Annotated in this window: 14 protein-coding genes, 3 rRNA genes and 2 pseudogenes; 15 read left to right on the forward strand and 4 right to left on the reverse strand. The window is 69.1% G+C overall.

The annotated features are described in order from the left end of the window. Window positions 1–5 precede the first annotated feature (5 nt). A complete protein-coding gene (locus tag SLV14N_RS21880; protein ID WP_018092687.1) occupies window positions 6–1,454 on the reverse strand; it encodes a hypothetical protein in 1,449 nt (482 codons plus the stop codon). An 824-nt stretch (window positions 1,455–2,278) separates the two neighbouring features. Between SLV14N_RS21880 and SLV14N_RS21885 the strand changes: the two genes are divergently transcribed. Then, the gene (locus SLV14N_RS21885; protein WP_263270727.1) at window positions 2,279–4,363 is read left to right on the forward strand and encodes an asparagine synthase-related protein; all 2,085 of its coding nucleotides are present in this window, start codon (window positions 2,279–2,281) and stop codon (window positions 4,361–4,363) included. Between the two features lie 187 nt (window positions 4,364–4,550). On the opposite strand, the gene SLV14N_RS21890 is transcribed toward SLV14N_RS21885, so the two are convergent. Continuing rightward, complete coding sequence (locus tag SLV14N_RS21890) at window positions 4,551–6,557, reverse strand: sigma-70 family RNA polymerase sigma factor (protein WP_263270728.1); 2,007 nt, start codon at window positions 6,555–6,557, stop codon at window positions 4,551–4,553. Window positions 6,558–6,887: 330 nt separating this feature from the next. Next, window positions 6,888–7,763 (reverse strand): TetR/AcrR family transcriptional regulator, encoded by an 876-nt coding sequence (locus SLV14N_RS21895; protein ID WP_208682940.1) that lies wholly within the window; start codon window positions 7,761–7,763, stop codon window positions 6,888–6,890. Window positions 7,764–8,209: 446 nt separating this feature from the next. Between SLV14N_RS21895 and SLV14N_RS21900 the strand changes: the two genes are divergently transcribed. After that, window positions 8,210–9,589 carry an NAD(P)/FAD-dependent oxidoreductase gene (locus SLV14N_RS21900; RefSeq protein ID WP_263273238.1) on the forward strand — a complete coding sequence of 460 codons (1,380 nt, stop codon included), beginning with the start codon at window positions 8,210–8,212 and terminating at the stop codon, window positions 9,587–9,589. Window positions 9,590–9,900: 311 nt separating this feature from the next. Continuing rightward, on the forward strand, window positions 9,901–11,718 hold the full coding sequence (locus SLV14N_RS21905; protein ID WP_208682942.1) for a SpoIIE family protein phosphatase: 1,818 nt from the start codon (window positions 9,901–9,903) through the stop codon (window positions 11,716–11,718). 87 nt (window positions 11,719–11,805) lie between these two features. Here SLV14N_RS21905 and SLV14N_RS21910 read toward each other — a convergent pair whose 3' ends face one another. Further along, window positions 11,806–13,104: an MFS transporter gene (locus SLV14N_RS21910; RefSeq protein WP_208688023.1), complete on the reverse strand. Its 1,299-nt coding sequence runs from the start codon at window positions 13,102–13,104 to the stop codon at window positions 11,806–11,808. Between the two features lie 186 nt (window positions 13,105–13,290). Between SLV14N_RS21910 and SLV14N_RS21915 the strand changes: the two genes are divergently transcribed. The 12 genes and pseudogenes from SLV14N_RS21915 to SLV14N_RS21970 all read left to right on the forward strand — a co-directional run bounded on the left by SLV14N_RS21915 (window position 13,291) and on the right by SLV14N_RS21970 (window position 25,951). Next, window positions 13,291–13,851 (forward strand): MarR family winged helix-turn-helix transcriptional regulator, encoded by a 561-nt coding sequence (locus SLV14N_RS21915; RefSeq protein WP_208682944.1) that lies wholly within the window; start codon window positions 13,291–13,293, stop codon window positions 13,849–13,851. Window positions 13,852–14,588: 737 nt separating this feature from the next. Beyond that, a 16S ribosomal RNA gene (locus SLV14N_RS21920) occupies window positions 14,589–16,117 on the forward strand. A gap of 301 nt (window positions 16,118–16,418) precedes the next feature. Continuing rightward, window positions 16,419–19,541 (forward strand): 23S ribosomal RNA (locus tag SLV14N_RS21925). A gap of 74 nt (window positions 19,542–19,615) precedes the next feature. Continuing rightward, window positions 19,616–19,732: ribosomal RNA gene (rrf, locus tag SLV14N_RS21930) — 5S ribosomal RNA — on the forward strand. The 16S, 23S and 5S rRNA genes sit together here, the layout of an rRNA operon. An 80-nt stretch (window positions 19,733–19,812) precedes the next feature. After that, window positions 19,813–19,971: pseudogene (locus SLV14N_RS21935) on the forward strand (hydrolase); the annotation flags it as partial. Window positions 19,972–19,999: 28 nt separating this feature from the next. Then, a pseudogene (locus SLV14N_RS21940) lies at window positions 20,000–20,956 on the forward strand (MFS transporter); the annotation flags it as partial. After that, window positions 20,925–22,100, forward strand: coding sequence for an acetoin utilization protein AcuC (locus SLV14N_RS21945; RefSeq protein ID WP_208682946.1), 1,176 nt, complete (start codon window positions 20,925–20,927; stop codon window positions 22,098–22,100). The pseudogene SLV14N_RS21940 and the gene SLV14N_RS21945, both read left to right, overlap by 32 nt. Window positions 22,101–22,318: 218 nt before the next feature. Then, window positions 22,319–23,134: a phosphatase gene (locus SLV14N_RS21950; protein ID WP_263270731.1), complete on the forward strand. Its 816-nt coding sequence runs from the start codon at window positions 22,319–22,321 to the stop codon at window positions 23,132–23,134. Window positions 23,135–23,262: 128 nt separating this feature from the next. After that, the gene (locus tag SLV14N_RS21955; RefSeq protein ID WP_006604741.1) at window positions 23,263–23,472 is read left to right on the forward strand and encodes a helix-turn-helix domain-containing protein; all 210 of its coding nucleotides are present in this window, start codon (window positions 23,263–23,265) and stop codon (window positions 23,470–23,472) included. A 120-nt stretch (window positions 23,473–23,592) separates the two neighbouring features. After that, window positions 23,593–23,691, forward strand: coding sequence for an AURKAIP1/COX24 domain-containing protein (locus SLV14N_RS21960; protein ID WP_003948845.1), 99 nt, complete (start codon window positions 23,593–23,595; stop codon window positions 23,689–23,691). 200 nt (window positions 23,692–23,891) lie between these two features. Next, complete coding sequence (locus tag SLV14N_RS21965) at window positions 23,892–24,941, forward strand: NAD-dependent epimerase/dehydratase family protein (protein WP_208682950.1); 1,050 nt, start codon at window positions 23,892–23,894, stop codon at window positions 24,939–24,941. A gap of 14 nt (window positions 24,942–24,955) precedes the next feature. Next, window positions 24,956–25,951 (forward strand): lysophospholipid acyltransferase family protein, encoded by a 996-nt coding sequence (locus SLV14N_RS21970; RefSeq protein ID WP_208682952.1) that lies wholly within the window; start codon window positions 24,956–24,958, stop codon window positions 25,949–25,951. Window positions 25,952–25,974 lie beyond the last annotated feature (23 nt).

Raw genomic sequence — 25,974 nt, forward strand, 5'->3', positions numbered from 1 at the left:
CGCCGCTAAGCGGGCGCCGCCAGCAGCGGTCTGGCCCGCTCCCGCAGCTCGACCACCCGGGGCTCGTCGCCGTACGGCTCCAGGCGGTGCAGCAGATCACGGACGTACTCGGTGGTGCGGGCGGAGGAGATCCGCCCGGCCACCTCGACCGCGCGGGTACCCGCCGCGCAGGCCGCGTCCAGATTGCCGGACTCCAGTTCGGCGACCGCGGACACGACCAGGCGCAGACCGTGCGAGCGGACGAATTCCTCGGTGGGCCGGGACAGCGCCTGCTCGGTGAAACGGCGGACCTGGCGGGGCAGCCGCAGATCGCGGTAGCACTCGGCGGCGTCGGCCGCGAAGCGTTCGTACGAGTAGAAGTCCAGCCACGAGGGGTCGGGGTCGCCGCCGCGCGAGCGCTCCAGCCAGCCCTCGGAGGCCTTCAGCGCCACCTCACAGGCGCGCGCCTCGCCGGCCTTGGCCTGCGCCCGCGCCTCGACCAGGCGGAAGAAGCTCATGGTCCGGGCGGTGGCCAGTCCGCGGTTGCGTTCCAGGGCGGCCTGGGCGAGGTCGACCCCCTCGTCGGCGAAGCCGCGGTAGGTCGCCTGGAGGGACATCGAGGCCAGGACATAGCCGCCCAACGGGACGTCGGCGGCCGCGCGGGCGAGCCGTAGCGCCTGGATGTAGTACCGCTGCGCGGCCTCCTGCTGGCCCGTGTCGAAGGCCATCCACCCCGCGAGCCGGGTGAGTTCGGAGGTCGCCCCGAACAACGCACGGCCCACTTCGTCGCTGTACGAGGCGAGAAGCAGCGGCGCCGCGTCCACCCGGAGGCACTCGGGCACCATCGACGAACGCCAGTCCCCGCCGCCGTACTTGGAGTCCCAGCGGCGCGCGTCCTCGGCCGCCTCTCGGAGTTTGCTGACATCGCTGTGGCCGACGTGCTGCGGGATCCCGGCGTCGCCGGCCGCCGCGGCGTCCTTGTCCCGCGCCTCGGCCGCCTCCCGTGCCACCGAACTGTCGGCCGGGGATATCAGCCAGCGCGAGGCGGGGGTGGCGTACGCGCTGACGGCGAAGGATCCGGCCAGGCTCTGCCAGATGCCGCCCCCGCCGGCCCGCCGTCCGGCCAGATCGAGACGGTACAGCTCGGTCGCGGAACGCACCGCGGCGCCCACATCGCGGGGAAATGCCAGGCCGACCTCGGGTGCCGGGTCCGCGTCGGCCAGCCCGATCTCGTGCAGCGGGACCGGACGGCCGAGCTTGCTGCCGATCGCGGACGCGATCAGATGGGGCGCGGCGCCTTGGGGCACCATGCCCTTGGAGACCCACCGCGCCACCGACGTCTTGTCATAACGAAGCGTCAGTCCGCGCTGCGCACCGAGGTCGTTGACCCGGCGCGCCAGTCCGGCATTGCTGATACCCGCGAGGGCGAGAACGGTGCCGAGCTTTTCGTTCGGCCCGCGTATATCCCTGGACATGCGCACCCCTCGACACAGCGACGGCCGCCCCGGTACCCCGGGGCATGCGTCCACCCAGAGTAGTTCGCCGGATCCCGACCGTTAAGAGTCGGTGTCCCGGATGGCGAGATTCATGTTCAAACAGGGGTGCGGGAATTGGCATGTGCTCCGGGTACGTGTGCCCGTGCGCCCGTCCGTGCGCGCTGGCCGCCCGCTTTCGGGAGCGCTTGCATGTCTTCTGCGTGGGTCGGCCCGCTGCACTGGATCCAGTGGGCTGGGGGATACCGTCACCTCATTTCCCCGCGGGTGACGGTCCGGTCCGGGGGGCGCAGCCCGCCTCCCGGACCGTCGCACGGACCGGACGCCGACCGGACGCCGGCCGGTCGAGTCGCCGGTTGACACCACGCCTGATGGCGTCAACTGGGCTATATGGAACGGACTTTGGCCGAAAATCGACGGGTGATGATTTCGCGCCGCCGCGCACACCCAGCTGCCTCGGGGGCCACACGGGGGGCCTTCCGGGGCCCATGCGGCGGAGTGCACGCGCCCGGCGTGAGGTGTGCCGCCGGACCGGCTCGCGCGGCCGTCCCGCCGGCAGCCCCGCCGCGTCCGCTCCGCCGCTCACGGCCCGTCGCACGGTGAGCGCGTGACGCCCCTGTAGGCCCGCCGGCGGTCCCGGATGGCCGCCCGCCCCGCGAACTGCCCGTATACAGGTCCGCTCCAGCACCTCTCCCGCGCCCCTGTCATGGCAGCATGGTCCGCACAACAGCTCGGTAGGGGCCGGGCGATCCGCTGTACGGGGCGGCCGTTGGCCCCGGCTCACGGGGAATCGGGTGGAGGCGGCGATGCGCTGGTTGGTGGGGTGGAGCAGTGCCGCCACGGGGCCGGCGGCCGGCGACGAGCGCCACACGGTCCTCCCCGTGGGCGCCCAGCTCCTCTGGGGCGGCCCGGATCCCCTCTGGGCGGTCGGCGACTGGCGGCCGGACGAGGTCCGTGTCGTCCAGGCCGACCCCGAGACCCGGCTCGCGGTCTTCGGCGTCTGCGGAGCCACCGACGACCAGCTGAAGGTGGGCCTGTTCGCGGCGCGCGGGGGCGCACTGCGTCATCTCACGGCCTGGCCCGGCAGCTACACCGCCGTCGTCCAGGTAGGGCGGCGGATCACCGTCACCGGCGACCTGGCCGGCGCCCGTCCCGTCTTCCACACCCCGTGGGCCGGCGGCACCGCCTACGCCACCGCAGCCCTCCCGCTCGCCGACCTCGTCGAGGCCGGTCTCGACATCGGCCACCTGGCCGCGCTGCTGGCCTGCCCGGACCTCCCCGAGGCGCTCGGCGCCGGCACACCGTACGAAGGCGTCCACCGGATCCCGCCCGGCCACGCCCTGGTGCTGCGCGGCGGCGCCGGCGACATCACCTCCTTCGAGCCGACCGCCTCGCTCGCCGTCGCCGCGCCCCAACTCGCCCCGGAACAAGCCGTGGACGGCGTCCGCGACGCCCTGGTCGAAGCCGTCCGTGCGCGGCTGGCCGGGATCCGGCACGCGCCCGACCCGGAGGGGCTCGACGGCCTCGACCCCGGCCCGGTGCCCGGTATGGGACCCGCCGAGCGGCGCGCGGCGCGCGGTGCACCGGCTCCCGGCGTCGGCGCCGACCTCTCCGGAGGCAGCGCCTCCGGAACCCTCGCCCTGCTGGCCGCCGGTCTTCCCGGCCGGCCAGGAAGGCTCAACGGCCACGGCGAACGCCTCCTGGCCGTCACCTTCAACGACCGTGCCACCCATGGCGGCCAGGCCTCCCACGACGCCGAGTTGGAGCGCGCCCGCACCATCGCCGACAACCCGCGGCTGCACCATGTCGTCGTCGCGGCCGGTGAAGAAGCCCTCCCGTATACGGACCTGGAAAGCGGCCCGCTCACGGACGAGCCGGGCCCCTCCCTCACCACCGCGAGCCGCCACCGCAGACGGCTGCTGGCCGGCAGCGCGGACCACTTCGTCGGGCACGGCGCCCGCCAGGTCCTCGACGCCCACCCGGCCCGGCTCGCCGACCTCCTCATGGACCGCCGCCGACGCCATCTGCTGCGCCCGGTCACCGCGCTGGCCAAGGCGGACGGCGCCTCCGCGCAGTCCGTCCTCGTGCCCTTCACCGTCTACCGCGCGGCCCGCAGGCTCGCCCGTATGCCCTACTCGGCAGGGATCGCCGATACGGCGCGCCGCCTCCTGGAGCGGCAGTTCGCCGACGAGCCGGTGGCCGGCGGAGCCGTGGACGCCTCACTGGCCGCGCTCGCCTGGTGCCGGCCGGGGCCCGCGGCGCGCTGGCTCACGGGAGAGGCACTGGCTGAAGTATCGGTTCGGCTCAGCGACGCGGTGCACCGCTCGCCCGCGGTGGGCCGCCCCGGCGAGCGGCGCGCCCGTGCCGCGCTGGCCCGTCAGGCCGCCGACCACCGCGTCTTCGAGCAGGCCGCCGAGGTCCGCAACCAGCGGCTGCACGCCCCGTTCCTCGACAACCAGGTGGTGCTCGCCTGCCGCGCCCTGCCGGACACCCTGCGGGTACAGCCCGGGGCACGGGCCTCGGTGCTGCGCTCCGTACTGGCCGGGGCCGGGGTCCGGGATCTGCCGCCCGGATGGGGCGCCACCTCGCAGCTCACCCACGCGGCGGCGGTACGCGCCGGGCTGCGCGGCGCCGTCGGTGACCTGGTGCGGCTCTTCGACACCCCGCTGCTGGCCGATGCGGGGCTGGTGGAGGCGCGGGTGGTCCGCAAGGCACTGCGCTCGGCGGCCGAGGGCGAGGCACTGCCGCTGGACGGGCTGGCCGAACTGGTCTCCACGGAAGTGTGGTTGCGACGGCTGGTGGCGCGGCGGGGGTCGTGCTGGACGGGGGCCGGGGCGCCGCGTCAGAAGGCCGTCGCGGGGGGAGTGGTTCCCCGGGCGCGGCTGGGGTGAGCCCGGGTCTGTGGGCGTGAAGCTCAGCGGGCCGGAGGCCCACCGCCGGAGCCCCACACCCTTCCGTTGCGTGGTGGCGCGGCCACCCCTGAGCGGGTCGGAGAACAGGGGCCTTGGCGTCTCAGCGACAGGTGCTCCAGGGGTCGTTGGCGCCTCGGCCACCGGCGATCCGGGGGCCGTCGGCGCGTCAGCGACAGATGATCGTCGACTGCGCCCAGTCCGCCAGGGCCGCCGCACCGAAGGGCGTCGCCGGATCGGTCACCAGCCGCAGCGTCTTCCGGCCCGCCAGCGGGACGTGCAGGGGTACGGCCGGCTCCCCGCCGCGCACCACCGGCGACCGCCACAGCCGCACACCGTCCGCGTAGACGGAGAACCGCAGCGCCCCCGGTCCCGGACTGACGTCATCGACGCCCGCCACGGCGTCAAAGGCGGTGCACCGGCGGTTGAGGTCGATGGTCACCGACGACCGCGCATGCACGCTCACCCCGTGCGCATACCTCGTACCGGCGATCTGCGGTGCCTGCCGCTGCCACAGCCAGCTGCTCCCCAGGGTGCGTACCTCCGGCCTGCTGCCGTCCCCCATGAAGTCGTGGGCGAGCGCATTGACCCGGTACGAGGCCGGGGCAGGCAGCGGCGGTGTCGGGGTGGGCCTCGGCGGTGTGGGCCGGGGCGGTGTCGGCTCGGGTGGTGTGGGCCGGTGGGGCGGCGTCGGCGTCGAGGGCGGCCTCGGGGCGGGCGTCGGCCCCTGAGGGGCCGCCGTCGGCCTGGGCTTCGGCGCGGGGCCCGGCTTGTGCTCCGGGTCCGGCTTGTGTGTCGGGTCAGGCTTGTCTGTCGGGTCCGGCTTCGGGGCGGCGCCCCCCGCCGGCGGCAGTGCGGGATGCGACGCTCCGGGCGCCGGCTGCTGCGGTGCGGACGGGGCCGGCCGCGGGGACTGGGCCCGCGCTTCCGGCGCCGGCTCCGGGGAGGCGGTCAGCGCCAGCGAGAGCGCCGCGCCCGCCACCACCGCCGCCCCGATCCCGATCCCGGCCTTGACCGTGCCGCCCAGCCCCTTGCCCACGGCGGCACCACCGGAACCTCCCGTCGCCCCGGACCCGCCGCTCCCGGCGGCCGCGGCCGCACCGGCCGCCACTCCCGCCGCGCCCGCCACCGCGGTCTTGACGGCGTACCCGGCGGCGAGCCACCCGAGGAACGCGACCGGCAGCAGCGCACCGATCCGCTGATTGACGTCCGCGACCTCCAGCGCGGCCAGCCGGCACCGGGGACAGGCATCCAGGTGCTTGCGCAGCCCCCGCTCGGCCCGCATCCGCAGCCCTCCGCGGGCATAGGCGCCGAGCCGGTCGGCGTACCGGGCGCAGTCACCGCCGGCGGTCAGCGACTGGCTGACATGGGCCTGCAGATACGCCTGCTTGAGGCCCTCGCGGGCGCGGTGCGCCAATACGGCGGTGGCGTTCGCGGTCAGCCCGAGCAGCGGGGCGACCTCGCTCGGTGACTCGTCCTCGACCGTGGTGTGCCACAGCACCGTCTGATAGCGCTCCGGCAGACTGCGGAACGCCCGCACGGCCATCGACCGCTCGGCCTCCTGCATGGCGCGCACATCCGCGCCCAGGTCCAGGGTGGCGTCGTCGCCCGACACATCGGCCGAGGCCACCGCGAACACCGCGAAGTCCTCGACCAGTTGCTCCCGCCGCGCGGTCTGCGCCCAGGACGCGGCCACCCGGCGGACGGTCGTCAGCAGATAGGCACGCACCGCGGTTTCCGGGCCCGCCCCGCCGCGCACCGCCTGCAGCGTGCGGGCGAAGACCTCGCCGGTCAGATCCTCCGCGGTGTGCACGTCCCGGCAGCAGCTCCGGGCGTAGCGCCGGACCGCCGCGGCGTGCCTGCGGTACATCTCCTCGTACGCACTGTCGTCGCCCGCCCGCAGATCGGAGAGCAACTGGGCGTCGGAAGGCGGCAGTTCACCGCCCTCGGCGCCGGCGGCCGGGCCCGCGCCGCGGGAGGGCTCCCGCTGCGGCGGCACACTGGGCCCCGCGCCCGCCGGGACATCGGCGCGATCGTGCGGCCCGTTCGGCCCGCCGGCCGGAGGAGTCGCCCCCAACGGCCCTTCCTGGCCGGGGACCTGCCCGGACCGCGTCGCCTGCTGCTCGCCCGCCCCGGCCGCACCGTCGCGCCGCTCGTCCCGCCCGTCAACACCCATCGCCGAGGCTCCCGAAGCCGCTGTCCCAACGGAATACCGCGCCAGCGTGCCACACCGGGCCCCGGCGGTTGAGGGTCCTGACGGCCATCCACTCATCCGGGGTGCACACGCGGACGACCGCACGGGCGTTCACCCGTACGGGCCATGCTGCACAGACGGCCCACACCGTGCGCGGCCCTCGTACGGGCCCTGTGGTGCGCGGCGTCCGGACGCGCTCCCCGGCACGCGGACAGGGGGCTCCCCGGTCCGCGGACGGCACCGTCCCGCGGCCCGGCCCCGCCCGGTGGACCCGGCGCTCGGGTCCACCCGGACGGAGCCGGCCGCCGGACCTCACCGGGCCGGGCGTGAGCGCAGCCCCTCCAGCAGAATTTCCAGCAGCCGCGCGGACGCGGCCTGCTGCTGACCCGGATCGGGCAACGTGGGCGCTCCCGTGGCGATCACTAAAAGGATGTCCGAGACCGTCACATCGGCGCGCAGCTCACCGGCCGTCTTGGCGCGCTCCACGAGCCGCCCCACGACGTCCAGCAGCGCCTCGGCTCCGGTCGCCTCCTCGGAGGCGGCCGGCTCACCCTCCTGGGTGTCGCGCCGCTCGGCCGGCCGGAAATCGGTGGCCGCCCCGTCCGCGCCGGGCGCCGTGCGCTGCTGCGGCACCCGTGCCTCGCTCAGGCCGTCCGGCACCCGCGGCCCTTCCGCGCCGTCCGGCGTCGGCCCCGCGGACCGCTCGGCATCGGCGCTGACCCGCAGGATGCCCGGCGGCAGCAGCCGCCCGGCACCCGAGGCGACCGACGTCCGCAGAAAGCGGGACAGCGCCGACCACGGGTCGTCCTCCTGGCCCAGTGCCGTACGTGCCTGGTCCGTCAGCCGTGAGGTCTCCTCCTCGGCTATCCGGCGGACCAGTACGTCCTTGCTCGGGAACCGGCGGTAGACCGTGCCGACCCCGACGCGGGCCCGCCGCGCCACGTCCTCCATGGGCGCGCCGTACCCCAGCTCGCCGAACACCTCGCGTGCGGCGCGCAGTACGTGCTCCAGATTGCGCTGGGCGTCCACCCGCAGTGGTGTGCTGCGGCCGCCCGTCCCCGTACCGGCACCGTTGGTCACCGCGGTGCCGTTGCTGTGGGGTCTGCTGTTCTCGTGACTGCTCCCGGCGCCGTCGTGGGCATGTGCCACAGCGACAGTGGCCGGCCATTGAGAGCCCTGAATGTGCATAGTGATCCCCCGGTTATGACGTCTCCCCCCGGAGACTCCCCGCCCTGACAGTCAGGGCGTACCGACGAGAGGGTGCACCCCAACGAGATACGAACATAGTTGAGCTCGGGTCAAGAATGAAGGGGGCGTTCCGCACAATGCGCCCCCCGATCGGCCCAAGGCGTCTGATCCGCCCCGATTACGCCCCCGCTCTTCCTTTGCCACCCGCCCCCTGACCAGCGCACCTCGCCCCGGACAGCCGGAATGCGTCGTTCCGTCCCCAGGGTCGCGCCCGGTCATACATTTCGACGGGGCTGTGGACAAAGGCGCTCCGGGGGTGCGTCATGGAACAGTGCTGTGCTTTCCCGGGGGTGCAGCTCCCGAAGCGGGCCACGCGGCCGGCCGGCTTTCGGATCGGTGCCGCCCCGGGCCTGGTCGACACCGCGAGGAGAACCTCTGTGAAGACTGTGTCTTCGAAGGACGTGACGCGCATTCTCGTTGTCGGCGGTGGCTACGTGGGGATGTATACCGCCCTGCGATTGCAACGGAAGCTCAAGCAGGAACTCCGGCAGGGCACCGTCGAGGTCATCGTGGTCGACCCCGAGCCGTACATGACGTACCAGCCGTTCCTGCCCGAGGCCGCGGCCGGCTCGATCTCCCCGCGCCATGTCGTCGTACCCCTGCGCCGGGTGCTGCCGCAGTGCAAGGTCGTCATCGGCGAGGTCACCGCCATCGACCACGACGCCCGCAGGGCGACCCTCACCACCCTGGCCGCGGAGGAGACCGGCAACGGCGCAATCGAGGTGGCGTACGACGAACTGGTCCTGGCCCCGGGCTCGGTCTCGCGCACCCTGCCCGTCCCGGGTCTGGCCGACGTCGGCATCGGCTTCAAGACGGTCGAGGAGGCCATCGGACTGCGCAACCACGTCCTCGGACAGCTCGACATCGCCTCCTCCACCCGCGACCCCGCGATCCGCGACGCCGCGCTGACCTTCGTCTTCGTCGGCGGCGGCTACGCGGGCGTGGAGGCACTCGCCGAACTGGAGGACATGGCCCGCTACGCCGTCCGCTACTACCACAACATCAAGCCCGAGGACATGAAGTGGATCCTGGTCGAGGCGACGAACCGGATCCTGCCCGAAGTGGGCCCGGACATGGGCGGCTACGCCGTACGGGAGCTGCGGGCCCGCAATATCGACGTACGGCTGGAGACCCGGCTGGAGTCCTGTGAGAAGCATGTCGCCCAGCTCAGCGACGGCTCCCGCTTCCCGACCCGGACCCTGGTGTGGACCGCGGGCGTCAAACCGCACCCCATTCTGGCCAAAACCAAACTGCCGCTGAACGGCCACGGCCGCCTCAAGTGCACCGCCGCGCTCCAGGTGGACGGTGTCGAACACGCCTGGTCCGCCGGGGACGCGGCCGCGGTCCCCGACCTGACGGCCGAGCCGCCCGCCGGGTCCGACGCGCCCCGCGTCCTGTGCGCCCCCAACGCCCAGCACGCCGTCCGCCAGTCCAAGGTCCTCGCCGAGAACGTCGCGGCGGCGGTGCGCGGCGGTCCGATCGTGGACTACGCGCACAAATACGCCGGCTCGGTGGCCTCACTCGGCCTGCACAAGGGCGTCGCGCATGTCTACGGGCGCAAGCTGAAGGGCTACCCGGCGTGGTTCATGCACCGCGCCTACCACCTCAGCCGGGTGCCGACCTTCAACCGCAAGGCGCGGGTGCTCGCCGAATGGACCCTCGCCGGCCTGTTCAAACGCGAGATCGTCTCGCTCGGCTCGCTGGAGAACCCGCGCGCCGAGTTCGAACTCGCCGCGGGAACCGGACGGCACAACGAAGCCAGTTGACGCGCCGTACCCCCACGAGTGTTGAGGTGCCGTCAGCCCTGGGACGGCCGGTTGTTCCGGAGCACGGAACTCCACAGCGGCACCCGGGCGTCTGACGGATGTCCGTCCGGTCGGCCACACTGGACGTGTGACCATGGGTGGGCTCGTATCTGCAAAGAGTGACAATCACGAGGATTCTGGACGTTTGCTGCATTCCGCAAAAGGGCGCCGAGAGTGTCCCCAGCCGACCGTCCCCCGGCCCCCGGCCGGGAGATCCCGCCATGCCGACGGCCCGATCCCGCGCGACGACGCGAAGTAAGAGGTACCCCTCCGTGATCTTCACGCGCTGGAGCGCCAAACTCCCCGGCACACAGCGGCGCGCCGCCGCGCGGTCCGACCGCGCCGCACCCCGCCCCGCATCCGGCACGCCGGCCGTCCCGCCCACCGCGGCCCCGGCGCCGTCCGACGTGCCCGCGGTGGCGGACGGCGCCCCGTCCGCCCCGACGGCCGCCACCACCGGCTCCGTCCCCGCGGCCCGCGCCGAGCACACCGATCCGGCCCCCTCCCTGGACCGCACCCCCGCGACCCTGCCGCCCACCGTCGACGCCCTGTCCGTCCACGACATCCTGGGCACCATCCCCGCCCTGGTCGCCGTCGTCTACGGCCCCGAGCACCGCCTCGCCTACGTCAACGGCGCCTACGCCTCCGTCTTCGGCCCGCGCCCGGCCGGCCACACCGCCCGCGAAGCCCTCCCCGAGCTCGACGCACTCGGCCTGCTCCCCCTGATGGACCAGGTCCTGCGCAGCGGCAAACCACGTACGGTCAAGTCCCGCAAGGTCCCCGGCGGCGCCGGCGGCGACCGTACCCGCGACGGCTACTACACCTTCACCTGCACCCCGATCGAGGTCGCGGCGAGCGGCCCGGCCCCCGACCCCGAGGTCGCCTGCGTCGCCCCGCACAAGGGCGTCCTGGTCTTCGGCGCCGAGGTCACCGACCAGATCGAGTCCGCCGAGCGGCTGCGGGCCAGCGAAGCGCGCCAGCGCGAGGCCGCGGTCACCCTCCAGCGCTCCCTCCTGCCCCAGGAACTGGAGCAGCCCGACGACCTCTGTGTCGCCGCCACCTACCAGCCCGGCGGCACGGACGCCGCGGTCGGCGGCGACTGGTACGACGTCATCACTCTCGGCGCCGGCCGTACGGCCCTGGTCATCGGCGATGTCATGGGCCGCGGGGTGCGCGCCGCCGCCGTCATGGGCCAGCTGCGCACCGCGGTCCGCGCCTACGCCCGCCTCGACCTCCCGCCCCACGAGGTCCTGCAGCTCCTGGACGGCCTGGCCGCCGAGATCGACGCCAGCCAGATCGCCACCTGCGTCTACGCCGTCCACGACCCGAACGAGGGCCGCCTGGTCTACGCCTCGGCCGGCCATCTGCCCATCCTCGTCCGCGACCCCGACGGCACGGTCCACCGCGCCGCCGAGCCGACCGGCCCGCCCCTGGGGACCGGCGGCTGGCTGCACACCTCGGGGTCCGTCCCGCTGGGCCCCGGCAGCAGCGCCGTCCTCTACACGGACGGCCTCGTCGAGCGCCGCGACAAGGACATCGACCACGGAGTCGAGGCCCTGGAGCGCGCCTTCGCCGGTGCGGCCGGCGCCCCCGACATCGTCTGCGACCGCCTGCTGCGTTCCCTGGGCATCACGGCCACCCACGACGACGACGTCGCCATCCTCGTCCTCCAGCACCCCGCCCGCACCGGCCATGACGCCGAGCTGTTCCACAACGCCGCCCTCGAACTCCACGGCGGCACCGAAGCGGCCCCGCGCGCCCGCGCCTTCGCCTCCGGTGTCCTCGCCTCCTGGCGCTTCTCGCCCGAGCTGCACGACCTCGGCGTCCTGGCGGCCAGCGAACTGGTCGCCAACTCCCTCCAGCACGGCACCCCGCCGATGCGCCTGCGTCTGCGCCGTACGGACCGCCGTCTGATCGTCGAGGTCACCGACGGCGACGACCACCTCCCGCGCCGCCGCCGCGCCGAACCCGCCGACGAGGCCGGCCGGGGCATCTCCATCGTCGCCACCATCGCCTCGTCCTGGGGCTCCCGCCGCACCCCGGGCGGCGGCAAGGCCGTCTGGTGCGAATTCGCGCTGCCCCGGGGATAGCCGTACGACAAACGGCCCCGGCCCCGGTCCGAGGGGACCGGCGCCGGGGCCGTTGAACCGTCAGTTCTCGCAGTTCTCGCAGTTCTCTCAGGTCCCGCAGGGCACCACGGCCGACTCGGCCGGCACCCGCGCCGCGGGCACCGCCGCCACCGCACGGTGCGGATTGTCCTGGTCCGGCCGCAGCATCCGCCCCAGCCACCACGACAACCCGGTGATCCCCAGCGCACAGACCACCAGCATCCCGATGTACGCCGCGTACATGCCGTGCCCCACCATCAGCGCTCCCACTGCCGGACCAATCGCCAGCGCCAGCTGTTTGACCAGGGCGAACGCCGAGTTGTACTGACCGATCAGCGAGGCCGGCGCCAGATCGGCCACCAGCGGAGCCACCGTCGGCGACAGCAGCGACTCACCGATACCGAACAGTGCGTACGTCGAGATCAGCAGCACCGTCGCCACCATCTGCGCGCCGTGCACCAGTCCCGACAGCCCGGCGGCGAGCCACGCCACCGTCCAGATCATGCCGACCAGCGCCATCACCCGGCTGCGGCGCCGCCGCTCGACCAGTTTGAGGACCACGAACTGCGCCGCCACGATCGCCGCCGTATTGGCCGCGAGCGCAATGCCCAGGCTCGACGGCGCGATCCGGGTGACCTCGGTGGCATACGCCGCCAGCCCCGACTCGAACTGCCCGTAGCAGGCGAAGAACAGCACGAACCCCAGCACGCACAGCCACACCATCCGCCGGTCGGCGAACATCGCCCGCCAGGCACCCTTGGCCCGCTCCTCGGTCGGCACCGCGTCCTCGACCTTCGGCGCCCGCGGCAGCCGTACGGTCGCCACCGCCGCGCCGAGCACCAAGAACATCACGGCCTCGATGGCGAACAGCCGCACAAAGCTCGACGCGTGCGACTCGTCGACGAGCAGCCCGCCGACCAGCCCACCGACACCCAGCCCCAGGTTGTTCAGGAAGAACTGGGTGGCGAACGCCCGCGACCTGGTCAGCGTCGTCGAGCACCACACGATCATCGTGGCGAGCGCCGGCTGAATGACCGCGATCCCGGCACCGAGCGCGATGGCCGACGCGATGACCAGCGGCTCCGTGGCGGACAGCCCGAGCCCCAGCGCACCGACGGCAGCGGAGACCGTACCGGCGATGGCCACCGGCAGCGGTCCGCGCCGGTCGATCGCCCGACCGGTCAGCGGCAGGACGACGAGCGCGGCCACCGCCAGCATCGCCAGCACCACACCGGCCGTGCTCGCACCAAGATCCCGCACCTTCGCCACATAGACGTACAGATACGGAACGGTGAAGCCGTTCCCGAACGCACTCAGCGCGTTCCCGAGCTGGATCCGGCGCAACGCGGCGCCCATCGCGGTGGTCACACTCACCTACCTAGGTCAGGTCGTCGGACGAACAAGGGGAGAACCAAGGAGCCAGGACAGACGCCAGGGCGAGACCGGTCCGAGGCGGACAGTCTCACCCTGAAGACTTCAACTCTAAAGTTCGAAGTTAAAGAGTACATGTCGAAGAACTTCAACGCCAATGACTTCCATGTCATACTGCGCCGCATGCCTGAGCCCTCCGATGCGGCCGCCGATGCTGCCGAGCCGAGCCTCGAGGAACAGATCGCTGCCTACCAGCGCGAATTCCAGGACCTCGACCCCCAGGTGGAGCAGGTCGTCTCCGCACTGCAGCGCCTCAACCGACGGATGAACGTCGCCTACGGACGACAGACCGCCACGCTCGGCCTGAGCAACGCCGAATGGGAGGTCCTCAAGGCCCTCGTCGTCTCCGGTGCCCCCTACCAACTGGGCCCCGGCGAACTCGCCAAGCGCCTCGGCCTCACGCCAGCCGCCATGACCCACCGCATCGACCGCATGGCGAGCGAGGGTCTGGTCACCCGGGAGCGCGACGAGACCAACCGCGTCCGCGTCATCGTCGAGCTGACCCGCGACGGCCGCGAGAAGTGGCTGGAGGCGATGCGCCTGGCCTCGGTCTTCGAAGAGGACCTTCTCCAGGACCTCTCCGGCGAGGAACGCCAGCTCCTCGGTCAGGTGCTGACCCGTCTGCTGCGCCGCGTCGAGGACGCCCAGCCGGACGCCGACGGGCGTCTGAGTGACCTTGACTGACGCGAGTTGACACGGCCTTGCCCCGTCCGTAGTGTTCTCCGAGTTGCCACAGAGCCGGAACGGTTCTGCGACAACCATCCCGCCGCTTCGCGGCACACCACTACTGCACGGCCCCTCACCGGGAACGATTTCGGCATGCCGAAATTCGGACCGCGACGTGATTATGCGTCAAAGAGGAATTCCGCTAACGTAGTGATCACGCCGAAAGGCGCGGCAGCCTAAATAGCCGCACCACGGCGGAACCCCCTTCCGACGGGGATTCGGAAACGAATTCGGACCGGCAACGGACCGAAACGGATCTGCTAGAGTCGGAAAGGCCGAAAAGCGAAAGCGAAGCGGCCGACCCCGCTCCAACAGGGGCCAGAGACGGAAACGGATCTGGTAAGGTTGGAAACGCGAAGAAGCCGAAAGGCGGAAACGCGCCGGCGAAAATCGGGCCCGCAAGGATCTGATAGAGTCGGAAACGCAAGACCGAAGGGAAGCGCCCGGAGATCCTGGTGAAACAGGAACAAAGGAAGCGTCCGTTCCTTGAGAACTCAACAGCGTGCCAAAAGTCAACGCCAGATATGTTGATACCCCGTCCACCGGAAACACTTCCGGCGGATGAGGTTCCTTTGAAAGTCCACCACGGCCCATGCGGTCGGGGTGGCACACACAGCGAGGACGCTGTGAACCACCAGACTTATTCCGTCCGGTGGTTCCGCTCTCGTGTGTGTTGACCCGATTACGGGTAAACATTCACGGAGAGTTTGATCCTGGCTCAGGACGAACGCTGGCGGCGTGCTTAACACATGCAAGTCGAACGATGAACCTCCTTCGGGAGGGGATTAGTGGCGAACGGGTGAGTAACACGTGGGCAATCTGCCCTTCACTCTGGGACAAGCCCTGGAAACGGGGTCTAATACCGGATACGACTACCGACCGCATGGTCTGGTGGTGGAAAGCTCCGGCGGTGAAGGATGAGCCCGCGGCCTATCAGCTTGTTGGTGGGGTGATGGCCTACCAAGGCGACGACGGGTAGCCGGCCTGAGAGGGCGACCGGCCACACTGGGACTGAGACACGGCCCAGACTCCTACGGGAGGCAGCAGTGGGGAATATTGCACAATGGGCGAAAGCCTGATGCAGCGACGCCGCGTGAGGGATGACGGCCTTCGGGTTGTAAACCTCTTTCAGCAGGGAAGAAGCGAGAGTGACGGTACCTGCAGAAGAAGCGCCGGCTAACTACGTGCCAGCAGCCGCGGTAATACGTAGGGCGCAAGCGTTGTCCGGAATTATTGGGCGTAAAGAGCTCGTAGGCGGCTTGTCACGTCGGATGTGAAAGCCCGGGGCTTAACCCCGGGTCTGCATTCGATACGGGCAGGCTAGAGTTCGGTAGGGGAGATCGGAATTCCTGGTGTAGCGGTGAAATGCGCAGATATCAGGAGGAACACCGGTGGCGAAGGCGGATCTCTGGGCCGATACTGACGCTGAGGAGCGAAAGCGTGGGGAGCGAACAGGATTAGATACCCTGGTAGTCCACGCCGTAAACGTTGGGAACTAGGTGTGGGCGACATTCCACGTCGTCCGTGCCGCAGCTAACGCATTAAGTTCCCCGCCTGGGGAGTACGGCCGCAAGGCTAAAACTCAAAGGAATTGACGGGGGCCCGCACAAGCAGCGGAGCATGTGGCTTAATTCGACGCAACGCGAAGAACCTTACCAAGGCTTGACATACACCGGAAAACCCTGGAGACAGGGTCCCCCTTGTGGTCGGTGTACAGGTGGTGCATGGCTGTCGTCAGCTCGTGTCGTGAGATGTTGGGTTAAGTCCCGCAACGAGCGCAACCCTTGTTCTGTGTTGCCAGCATGCCCTTCGGGGTGATGGGGACTCACAGGAGACTGCCGGGGTCAACTCGGAGGAAGGTGGGGACGACGTCAAGTCATCATGCCCCTTATGTCTTGGGCTGCACACGTGCTACAATGGCCGGTACAATGAGCTGCGATACCGCGAGGTGGAGCGAATCTCAAAAAGCCGGTCTCAGTTCGGATTGGGGTCTGCAACTCGACCCCATGAAGTCGGAGTTGCTAGTAATCGCAGATCAGCATTGCTGCGGTGAATACGTTCCCGGGCCTTGTACACACCGCCCGTCACGTCACGAAAGTCGGTAACACCCGAAGCCGGTGGCCCAACCCCTTGTGGGAGGGAATCGTCGAAGGTGGGACTGGCGATTGGGACGAAGTCGTAACAAGGTAGCCGTACCGGAAGGTGCGGCTGGATCACCTCCTTTCTAAGGAGCATCTAGGCAGCCGCAAGGTTGTCCAGAGCCACTACGTCGGCAAATGTTCGACGGTGGTTAGCTCATGGGTGGAACGTTGACTATTCGGCGCACTTGATTGGTTGTCACTAGTACTGCTTCGGCGTGGAACGTGGGGATTGATGGAGTGGGCCGGGCGCGCTGTTGGGTATCTGAGGGTACGGACTTGAGTCTGGACCTTCGCGATGCCGGCCCCAGTGAACTCAGCCTTCGGGTTGGGGTGGTGGGTGGCTGGTCGTTGCTTGAGAACTGCACAGTGGACGCGAGCATCTGTGGCCAAGTTTTTAAGGGCGCACGGTGGATGCCTTGGCACCAGGAACCGATGAAGGACGTGGGAGGCCACGATAGGCCCCGGGGAGCTGTCAACCGAGCTTTGATCCGGGGGTGTCCGAATGGGGAAACCCGGCAGTCGTCATGGGCTGTCACCCGCTGCTGAACACATAGGCAGTGTGGAGGGAACGCGGGGAAGTGAAACATCTCAGTACCCGCAGGAAGAGAAAACAACCGTGATTCCGGGAGTAGTGGCGAGCGAAACCGGATGAGGCCAAACCAGTCACGTGTGATACCCGGCAGGGGTTGCGTGGTTGGGGTTGTGGGATCTCTTTTCTGCAGTCTGCCGGCTGTGGGACGAGTCAGAAACCGTTGGTGTAGGCGAAGGACATGCGAAAGGTCCGGCGTAGAGGGTAAGACCCCCGTAGCTGAAACATCAACGGCTCGTTTAAGAGACACCCAAGTAGCACGGGGCCCGAGAAATCCCGTGTGAATCTGGCGGGACCACCCGTTAAGCCTAAATATTCCCTGGTGACCGATAGCGGATAGTACCGTGAGGGAATGGTGAAAAGTACCGCGGGAGCGGAGTGAAATAGTACCTGAAACCGTGTGCCTACAAGCCGTGGGAGCGTCGCTGTGTGTGCTTGCACATGCAGTCGTGACTGCGTGCCTTTTGAAGAATGAGCCTGCGAGTTTGCGGTATGTTGCGAGGTTAACCCGTGTGGGGAAGCCGTAGCGAAAGCGAGTCCGAATAGGGCGTTGAGTAGCGTGCCCAAGACCCGAAGCGGAGTGATCTAGCCATGGGCAGGTTGAAGCGGAGGTAAGACTTCGTGGAGGACCGAACCCACCAGGGTTGAAAACCTGGGGGATGACCTGTGGTTAGGGGTGAAAGGCCAATCAAACTCCGTGATAGCTGGTTCTCCCCGAAATGCATTTAGGTGCAGCGTCGTGTGTTTCTTGCCGGAGGTAGAGCACTGGATAGGCGATGGGCCCTACCGGGTTACTGACCTTAGCCAAACTCCGAATGCCGGTAAGTGAGAGCGCGGCAGTGAGACTGTGGGGGATAAGCTCCATGGTCGAGAGGGAAACAGCCCAGAGCATCGACTAAGGCCCCTAAGCGTGTGCTAAGTGGGAAAGGATGTGGAGTCGCAGAGACAACCAGGAGGTTGGCTTAGAAGCAGCCATCCTTGAAAGAGTGCGTAATAGCTCACTGGTCAAGTGATTCCGCGCCGACAATGTAGCGGGGCTCAAGCACACCGCCGAAGTCGTGTCATTGCGATATTACCCCCAACGGGGATCGTGATGGGTAGGGGAGCGTCGTGTGCCGGGTGAAGCAGCCGTGGAAACGAGTTGTGGACGGTTCACGAGTGAGAATGCAGGCATGAGTAGCGATACACACGTGGGAAACGTGTGCGCCGATTGACTAAGGGTTCCTGGGTCAAGCTGATCTGCCCAGGGTAAGTCGGGACCTAAGGCGAGGCCGACAGGCGTAGTCGATGGACAACCGGTTGATATTCCGGTACCCGCTTTGAAACGCCCAATATCGAATCCATTAATGCTAAGGCCGTGAAGCCGGCCTGGAGTCTTCGGACAAAGGGACGTGGTGGAGCCGCCGATCCAAGGTGGTAGTAGGTAAGCGATGGGGTGACGCAGGAAGGTAGTCCAGCCCGGGCGGTGGTTGTCCCGGGGTAAGGGTGTAGGCCGTGTGGCAGGTAAATCCGTCACACGTTAAGGCTGAGACCTGATGCCGAGCCGATTGTGGTGAAGTGGATGATCCTATGCTGTCGAGAAAAGCCTCTAGCGAGTTTCATGGCGGCCCGTACCCTAAACCGACTCAGGTGGTCAGGTAGAGAATACCGAGGCGTTCGGGTGAACTATGGTTAAGGAACTCGGCAAAATGCCCCCGTAACTTCGGGAGAAGGGGGGCCATTGCTGGTGATCCGATTTACTCGGTGAGCTGGTGGTGGCCGCAGAGACCAGCGAGAAGCGACTGTTTACTAAAAACACAGGTCCGTGCGAAGCCGTAAGGCGATGTATACGGACTGACGCCTGCCCGGTGCTGGAACGTTAAGGGGACCGGTTAGTCAACTTTCGGGTTGGCGAAGCTGAGAACTTAAGCGCCAGTAAACGGCGGTGGTAACTATAACCATCCTAAGGTAGCGAAATTCCTTGTCGGGTAAGTTCCGACCTGCACGAATGGCGTAACGACTTCTCGACTGTCTCAACCATAGGCCCGGTGAAATTGCATTACGAGTAAAGATGCTCGTTTCGCGCAGCAGGACGGAAAGACCCCGGGACCTTTACTATAGCTTGATATTGGTGTTCGGTTCGGCTTGTGTAGGATAGGTGGGAGACTTTGAAGCGGCCACGCCAGTGGTTGTGGAGTCATTGTTGAAATACCACTCTGGTCGTGCTGGATGTCTAACCTGGGTCCGTGATCCGGATCAGGGACAGTGTCTGGTGGGTAGTTTAACTGGGGCGGTTGCCTCCTAAAGAGTAACGGAGGCGCCCAAAGGTTCCCTCAGCCTGGTTGGCAATCAGGTGTTGAGTGTAAGTGCACAAGGGAGCTTGACTGTGAGACTGACGGGTCGAGCAGGTACGAAAGTAGGGACTAGTGATCCGGCGGTGGCTTGTGGAAGCGCCGTCGCTCAACGGATAAAAGGTACCCCGGGGATAACAGGCTGATCTTCCCCAAGAGTCCATATCGACGGGATGGTTTGGCACCTCGATGTCGGCTCGTCGCATCCTGGGGCTGGAGTCGGTCCCAAGGGTTGGGCTGTTCGCCCATTAAAGCGGTACGCGAGCTGGGTTTAGAACGTCGTGAGACAGTTCGGTCCCTATCCGCTGTGCGCGTAGGAGTCTTGAGAAGGGCTGTCCCTAGTACGAGAGGACCGGGACGGACGAACCTCTGGTGTGCCAGTTGTCCTGCCAAGGGCATGGCTGGTTGGCTACGTTCGGAAAGGATAACCGCTGAAAGCATCTAAGCGGGAAGCCTGCTTCGAGATGAGGACTCCCACCCCCTTTGAGGGGTTAAGGCTCCCAGTAGACGACTGGGTTGATAGGCCAGATATGGAAGCCTGGTAACGGGTGGAGTTGACTGGTACTAATAGGCCGAGGGCTTGTCCTCAGTTGCTCGCGTCCACTGTGTAGGTTCTGAAGTAACGACCTGTGATTGTGCCGGGTTGGTTAACTTCATAGTGTTTCGGTGGTCATTGCGTTAGGGAAACGCCCGGTTACATTCCGAACCCGGAAGCTAAGCCTTTCAGCGCCGATGGTACTGCAGGGGGGACCCTGTGGGAGAGTAGGACGCCGCCGAACAATCATTGTGGGAAAGCCCCGCACCTTATGGTGCGGGGCTTTTCTGCGTTCAGGGCTCGGTACGCTCATGGGTATGCGCTTTCGAGGAGTTCCGCAGAAGTCTGGAGCCGGTGGCGGGCGTGGGCGAGGAGGTGCTGGAGAAGCTGGACGCGGACGGGGTGCCGTACTGCGTGGGGTCGTCGGGAAGACATGAGCGCATTCGGGTGGCGTTAACGAAGACCGGGCTGTCGGATCGGTTCGACGGTGGTGTGTCTGGCGCCGGCGGCTGTCGGGTCGGTCGGCTCGATGGCGCAGGCGGCGGTGGCGCTGGCGGTGTTCGGGCTGACGGTGGGGGCGCTGGACGCCTCGATGAACATGCTCGGGGTGAGCCTGCAGCGGGCGTACGGGCGGAGCATCATGCTCGGCTTCCATGCCGCGTACAGCCTGGGCGGCATCGTGGGCGCCTCGCCGGCCTGGGCGGGTGCGCACTGGAAGCTGTCGCTGGCGCTGCTGTACGGGCCGGCGGTGGCGGTTCTGGCGCCGCTGGCGCTGCTCGTGGGCCCGATGGTTCGTGGACCGGGGCCGGCGGGCTCAGGAGGGACGTGAGGCGGCGCCGGAGGGGGCCGTGGTGCCCCTTGCGATGCGGCTGTTGTGGCCGCTGTGTCTGGTGATGGCGTTCGCGTATATCGGGGACTCGACCGTCTCCAACTGGAGCGCCAAGTATCTGCAGGACGTCCTGGGGAGTTCCGAGCAGCTCGCCACCCTTCCGTACAACGTCTACATGGTCACCACGCTGCTCGGGCGGGCGGTCGGTGACCTGGGCGTGCGGCGCTTCGGGGCGGTCGCGGTGGTGCGGACCGGGGCGGTGGTCGCGGCGGGCGGTTTCGCGGTGGTGGCGGCGGCGCCGGGGCCCTGGGCCGGGATGGCGGGGTTCACGCTGCTGGGGCTCGGGCTGTGTGTGCTCGTGCCCCAGACGTTTGCGGCGGCGGGGCGCCACGCCTTCGAAAAGCACGGTCCCGAGGCCGCGGACATGGCCGTCGCGCGGCTGAACATTTCAATTACGTGGGCTTCTTGATCGGCTCCCCGTTGGTCGGTGCGCTCGGTGACGCCTGGAGCTATCGGGGGGCCATGCTCGTACCGATGGCCCTGGTGCTGGTGACGCTGGTGTATGCCCGCTCGTTCGGGGCGCCGGAGGCCCGATACGGTGACGGACATGAGCGGCCGCGCACAGCTGATGTGGGATGAGGCAGTAACGGGCTACGACTTCGGGTCCGGGCATCCGATGGACCCGGTCCGGCTCGCGCTGACCATGCGTTTGGTGGAGGCGTTCGAGCTGGACCGCGGGCCGCTGGAGGTGGTCGCGGCCAAGCCGGCCGGGGGCTCCACCCTGCGGCTGGTGCATCGCGAGGACTACATCGCCGCGGTCCGCAGAGCCTCGGCGGACCCGGCTGCCGCGGATCTGTCGTACGGACTGGGGACGGCGGACGATCCGGCGTTCGTGGGGATGCACGAGGCGTCCGCGATGATCGCCGGGCAGTCGGTGGGCGCGGCGGAGGCCGTCTGGCGCGGCGACGCGGCCCATGCGGTGAACTTCGCCGGCGGGCTGCACCATGCGATGCCGGGCGGGGCGGCCGGTTTCTGTATCTACAACGACGCGTCGCTGGCGATCGCCCGGCTGCTGGAGCTGGGGGCCGAACGGGTCGCGTATGTGGATGTGGACGTCCACCACGGTGACGGGGTGCAGGCGGCTTTCTGGGAGGACCCGCGGGTCCTGACGATCTCGCTGCACGAGCATCCCCGGACGCTCTTCCCACAGACCGGCTGGCCGGAGGAGACCGGCGGGGCGGGCGCGGAGGGCACCGCGGCGAATGTGGCGCTGCCGGCCGGGACCGCGGACGAGGGCTGGCTGCGGGCGTTCCATGCGGTGGTCCCGGAGCTGCTGGGGGCCTTCCGGCCGCAGGTGATCGTGACGCAGCACGGCGCGGACACCCACTTCGAGGATCCGCTGGCGCATCTCGCGGTGAGCCTGGACGCCCAGCGCGCGGTGGCGGAGGCCTGCCACGAACTGGCGCATGAGTACGCGGACGGCCGGTGGGTCGCGCTCGGCGGGGGCGGCTATGCGGTGGTGGACGTGGTGCCGCGCAGCTGGACACATCTGGTCGCGATCGCGGCGGGCCGGCCGATCGACCCGACCGCGATGGTGCCGGAGGCCTGGCGGCACGAAGTGTTCCGCCGGACCCGGCAGTTGGCGCCGCACCGGATGACGGACGGCCGTACGCCGCAGTGGCGGAACTTCGTCGACGACGGCTATGACCCGGCCGACCGGCTGGACCAGGCGGTGCTGGCGACCCGTCGGGCGATCTTCCCGGCCCATGGGCTGCTCCCGTAGGGCCGGAACCCCCGCCAGGTCCGCCACGTCCCTGTAACGCTGTTACGGCGCCCGGCGACGAGGTGCTCCGTGCGGGAGCCGAGGTCCCGCGGGCGGGCGGCCCGCGCGGCGCCCTCCGCCGCTCCCGTACGGCCGTATCCGGCGCCGCGCCCCACGGATGTGTGACTACCCGCCGGTCCGGGCAACCGTAGGCCGACCAACCGGACAGTATGGGACGCGTGTTGGGAACCGGGGCGCTGCGGGCGCACCTGATCGAGGCGCGGCTCGCGGGGACGATCGCGACCACGCGGGAGAAGAGTCTGGCGCGCTACCGGCTCTTCGCGGCGCGCGATCCCAGAGCGCTGCTGGGGCTGGATCCCGAACGGGACTGGCCGCTCGGTGAAGTACTGAGACTGATGGGGCGGAAGTGCGGGGTTTCGGCCGATCCCGCGCATACTTCCGGCCCGGATGTGATCGACCCCGACCGGACGGTCGCCGCGCTGGACGGGTTCGCCGAACGGGTCGCCGCGGCCGCCGGCCGCCGGGCGCCGGTGCTGATCGGCACCGGCCATCCGCACCGGCTGCTGGGGTTCTACGCCGCCCTCGCAGACGCCCTCTCGTCGGCGGGCTGCCCCGTTCTCACCCCGGCGTATGGCGCCGGTGTCGACATAGCGACCCGGTTCGGGGTACGTCCCTGCACACTCGCGTACGTACGGGGAGTCGCGCTGATGCGAGAACCCGGCGTGCGGGGCGCGCCCGGGGCCAGGGGCGTACACACCCATTCCCCGCTCCCGGTACGGACCGCTCTGGCGGCCGCGGCGGACACCGTGGGCCCGCTGCCGGCCCTGGTGATCGGGGACCACGGTTGGGTCTGCGGGGCAGGTCAGCTGGGTTTTGAGGCGATCGGGCTGGCGGACACCGACGACCCGGCGCTGTTCGTCGGCCAGGCCGAGGGACGGGTGTCCGTGGTGGTGCCGCTCGATGACGCGGTGCGGGCCGCGGACTATCGGCCCCTGGCGCGCTATGTCATCAATCGGGCGTGTCTGTCCCGATAGGCGGCTGTTCGCTGCTCCTCTTCCCCACTCGCATCACCCGCCCCTAATCTGGGGAGTGAGCGCATAGCGACGAAGAGTCACCGGAGGGGAAGCCGGTGTCCGTCTTATGCGGAAGGTGCAGGTGTGACATGGCGGCAGACCAGAGGCCTCTGAACGAGGTCGTGTTCCTGACAGTGGCGGAGGTCGCCACGGTGATGCGAGTGTCGAAGATGACCGTGTACCGCCTGGTGCACAGCGGCCATCTGCCCGCGATTCGCGTGGGGAGGTCATTCCGGGTTCCGGAGCAGGCGGTTCACGACTATCTCCGTGAGTCCTTTGTGGGGGTGGAATCAGCCTGACGGGTCCGTCGCCGACCCTCGGATTACGCCGTTCGCCCGGCGCCGGGTAGGCTGGCCCGATGTAGGTAGTGTGGGCTCGGACGCCCCGCACCGAGTGATTCGAAGTGAGCGAGGGTAGTCGTGGGCTCTGTTATCAAGAAGCGGCGCAAGCGGATGGCGAAGAAGAAGCACCGCAAGCTGCTCAAGCGCACCCGTGTTCAGCGTCGTAACAAGAAGTAAGCGACGCTGATCGCGAATTCGCAGCCCCTCATCGCCTTGGTGCGATGGGGGGCTGCGGTGCGTTGTGGGCCGTATGGACGGTGGTCGGACGGAAATGTGGCCACGGGCATCCTGCGGTCATCACCGCGCAACACCGACCCGATAGCGTGGCCTGCACAGCTCGGCCAGGGCGTGGTCGCGGCGGGAAGGAAGGGTCGATCTTGGGCAAGGTCGTGCTCGTCACGGGAGTCGCACGGCAATTGGGCGGTCGGTTCGTCCGTCGCATCCAGCGCGATCCCGACGTCGACCGGGTGATCGGGGTCGACGCCGTGGCACCGGAGCACCATCTGGGCGGCGCCGAATTCCTCAAAGCCGATATCCGGCATCCGGCCATTGCCCGGGTCCTGGCCGAGACGGGCGTCGACACCGTCATCCATATGGACATCAACGGCACCCCGTTGGGCAAGCGCGGTGGCCGCGCCTCGGTGAAGGAAACCAACGTCATCGGGACGATGCAGCTGCTCGGCGCCTGCCAGAAGGCCCCGAAGGTGCAGCGGCTGGTCATCAAATCCAGCACCAGCGTCTACGGCTCCGCGCCCCGGGACCCCGCCGTCTTCACCGAGACCACCACACCGAAGTCGCTGCCCAGCGGTGGCTTCGCCAAGGACGTCGTCGAGGTCGAGGGGTACGTCCGCGGTTTCGCCCGCCGCCGGCCGGATGTGGCGGTGTGTGTGCTGCGCTTCGCCAACATTCTCGGGCCGTGCGCGGATTCCCCGCTCGCCGAATACTTCTCGCTGCCCGTATGGCCCACCGTCCTGGGCTACGACCCGCGGCTGCAGTTCGTCCACGAGGACGACGCCATCGAGGTGCTGCGGATCGCCGCCGCCGCGCCACGCCGCGGCACGCTCAACAGCGGCACGTTCAATATCGCCGGAGACGGTGTGCTGCTGCTCTCGCAGACCTCCCGGCGGCTGGGGCGGCCCACCGTGCCGCTGCTGCTGCCGACCGTCACCTGGGCCGGTACGGCGCTGCGGTCCATCGGCATCACGGACTTCTCGCCGGAGCAGATCCGGCTGCTCACGCACGGCAGGGTCGTCGAAACGACACAGATGCGCGAGACACTGGGATTCCAGCCGAAGTACACGACGGCGGAGACCTTCGCGGAATTCGCCCGCAGCCGCGGACCCGGGCTGCTGGCGCCCGAGTCCCTCGCCCGCACCGTCGACCGGCTCGCCGGCGTGCTGCCCGCACGCAGCGGCCCGACCCAGTGAGGAGTTCATCCACGATGGCGGACGCCAAGGTCATTCCCTTCGGCGAGGAGCCCCGGGCGCGCAGGAAGGCCCGGCGGGCCGGGCGCGCGGGAGGCGGTGCGGCGCTGGCACCCGTACCGGAGGCACGGACCGAGCATCCGCCGGCCGCGACCCCGCGGCCGAACCCCGGGCGGTCCCTGGAAGAGCGGATCGCCGGCGGGCTGGCCTTTCTGCGGCGGCGGATCACCGGCGACTACGAGGTCGACGACTTCGGGTACGACGAGGAGCTGACCGACCAGGTCCTGATGTCGCTGCTGCGGCCGTTCTACGAGAAGTACTTCCGGGTCGAGGTGAAGGGGATCGAGAACATCCCCTCCGACGGCGGAGCGCTGATCGTCGCCAACCACTCCGGGACGCTGCCGCTGGACGGCCTGATGCTGCAGGTCGGGGTGCACGACAACCACCCGGCGCAGCGTCATCTCCGGCTGCTGGCGGCCGATTTGGTGTTCGTCCTGCCGGTGATAAACGAGCTGGCGCGCAAGGCCGGGCACACCCTCGCCTGCGCGGAGGACGCCCAGCGGCTGCTGGAGCGCGGCGAGATCGTCGGGGTGATGCCGGAGGGCTTCAAGGGCATCGGCAAGCCCTTCGCAGACCGCTACAAGCTCCAGCGCTTCGGGCGGGGCGGCTTCGTCTCGACGGCGTTGAAGGCCGGGGTGCCGATCGTGCCGTGCTCGATCGTGGGCGCGGAGGAGATCTACCCGATGATCGGGAACGCCAAGACGCTGGCGCGGGTGCTGGGGCTGCCGTATTTCCCCCTCACACCGACCTTCCCGTGGCTGGGGCCGCTGGGTGGGGTGCCGCTGCCGACGAAGTGGACGATCCAGTTCGGCGAGCCGATCCCGACGGCCGGCTATCCGCCGGAGGCGGCGGACGATCCGATGCTGATGTTCAACCTGACCGATCAGGTACGGGAAACGATTCAGCACACCCTCTACAAGCTGCTGGTACAGCGACGCTCGGTGTTCTTCTGAGGGAAGGACCAGAAGAACACCGA

It is taken from the genome of Streptomyces sp. Je 1-4 4N24 (genome assembly GCF_026239515.1).
Classification (GTDB): domain Bacteria; phylum Actinomycetota; class Actinomycetes; order Streptomycetales; family Streptomycetaceae; genus Streptomyces; species Streptomyces nigrescens.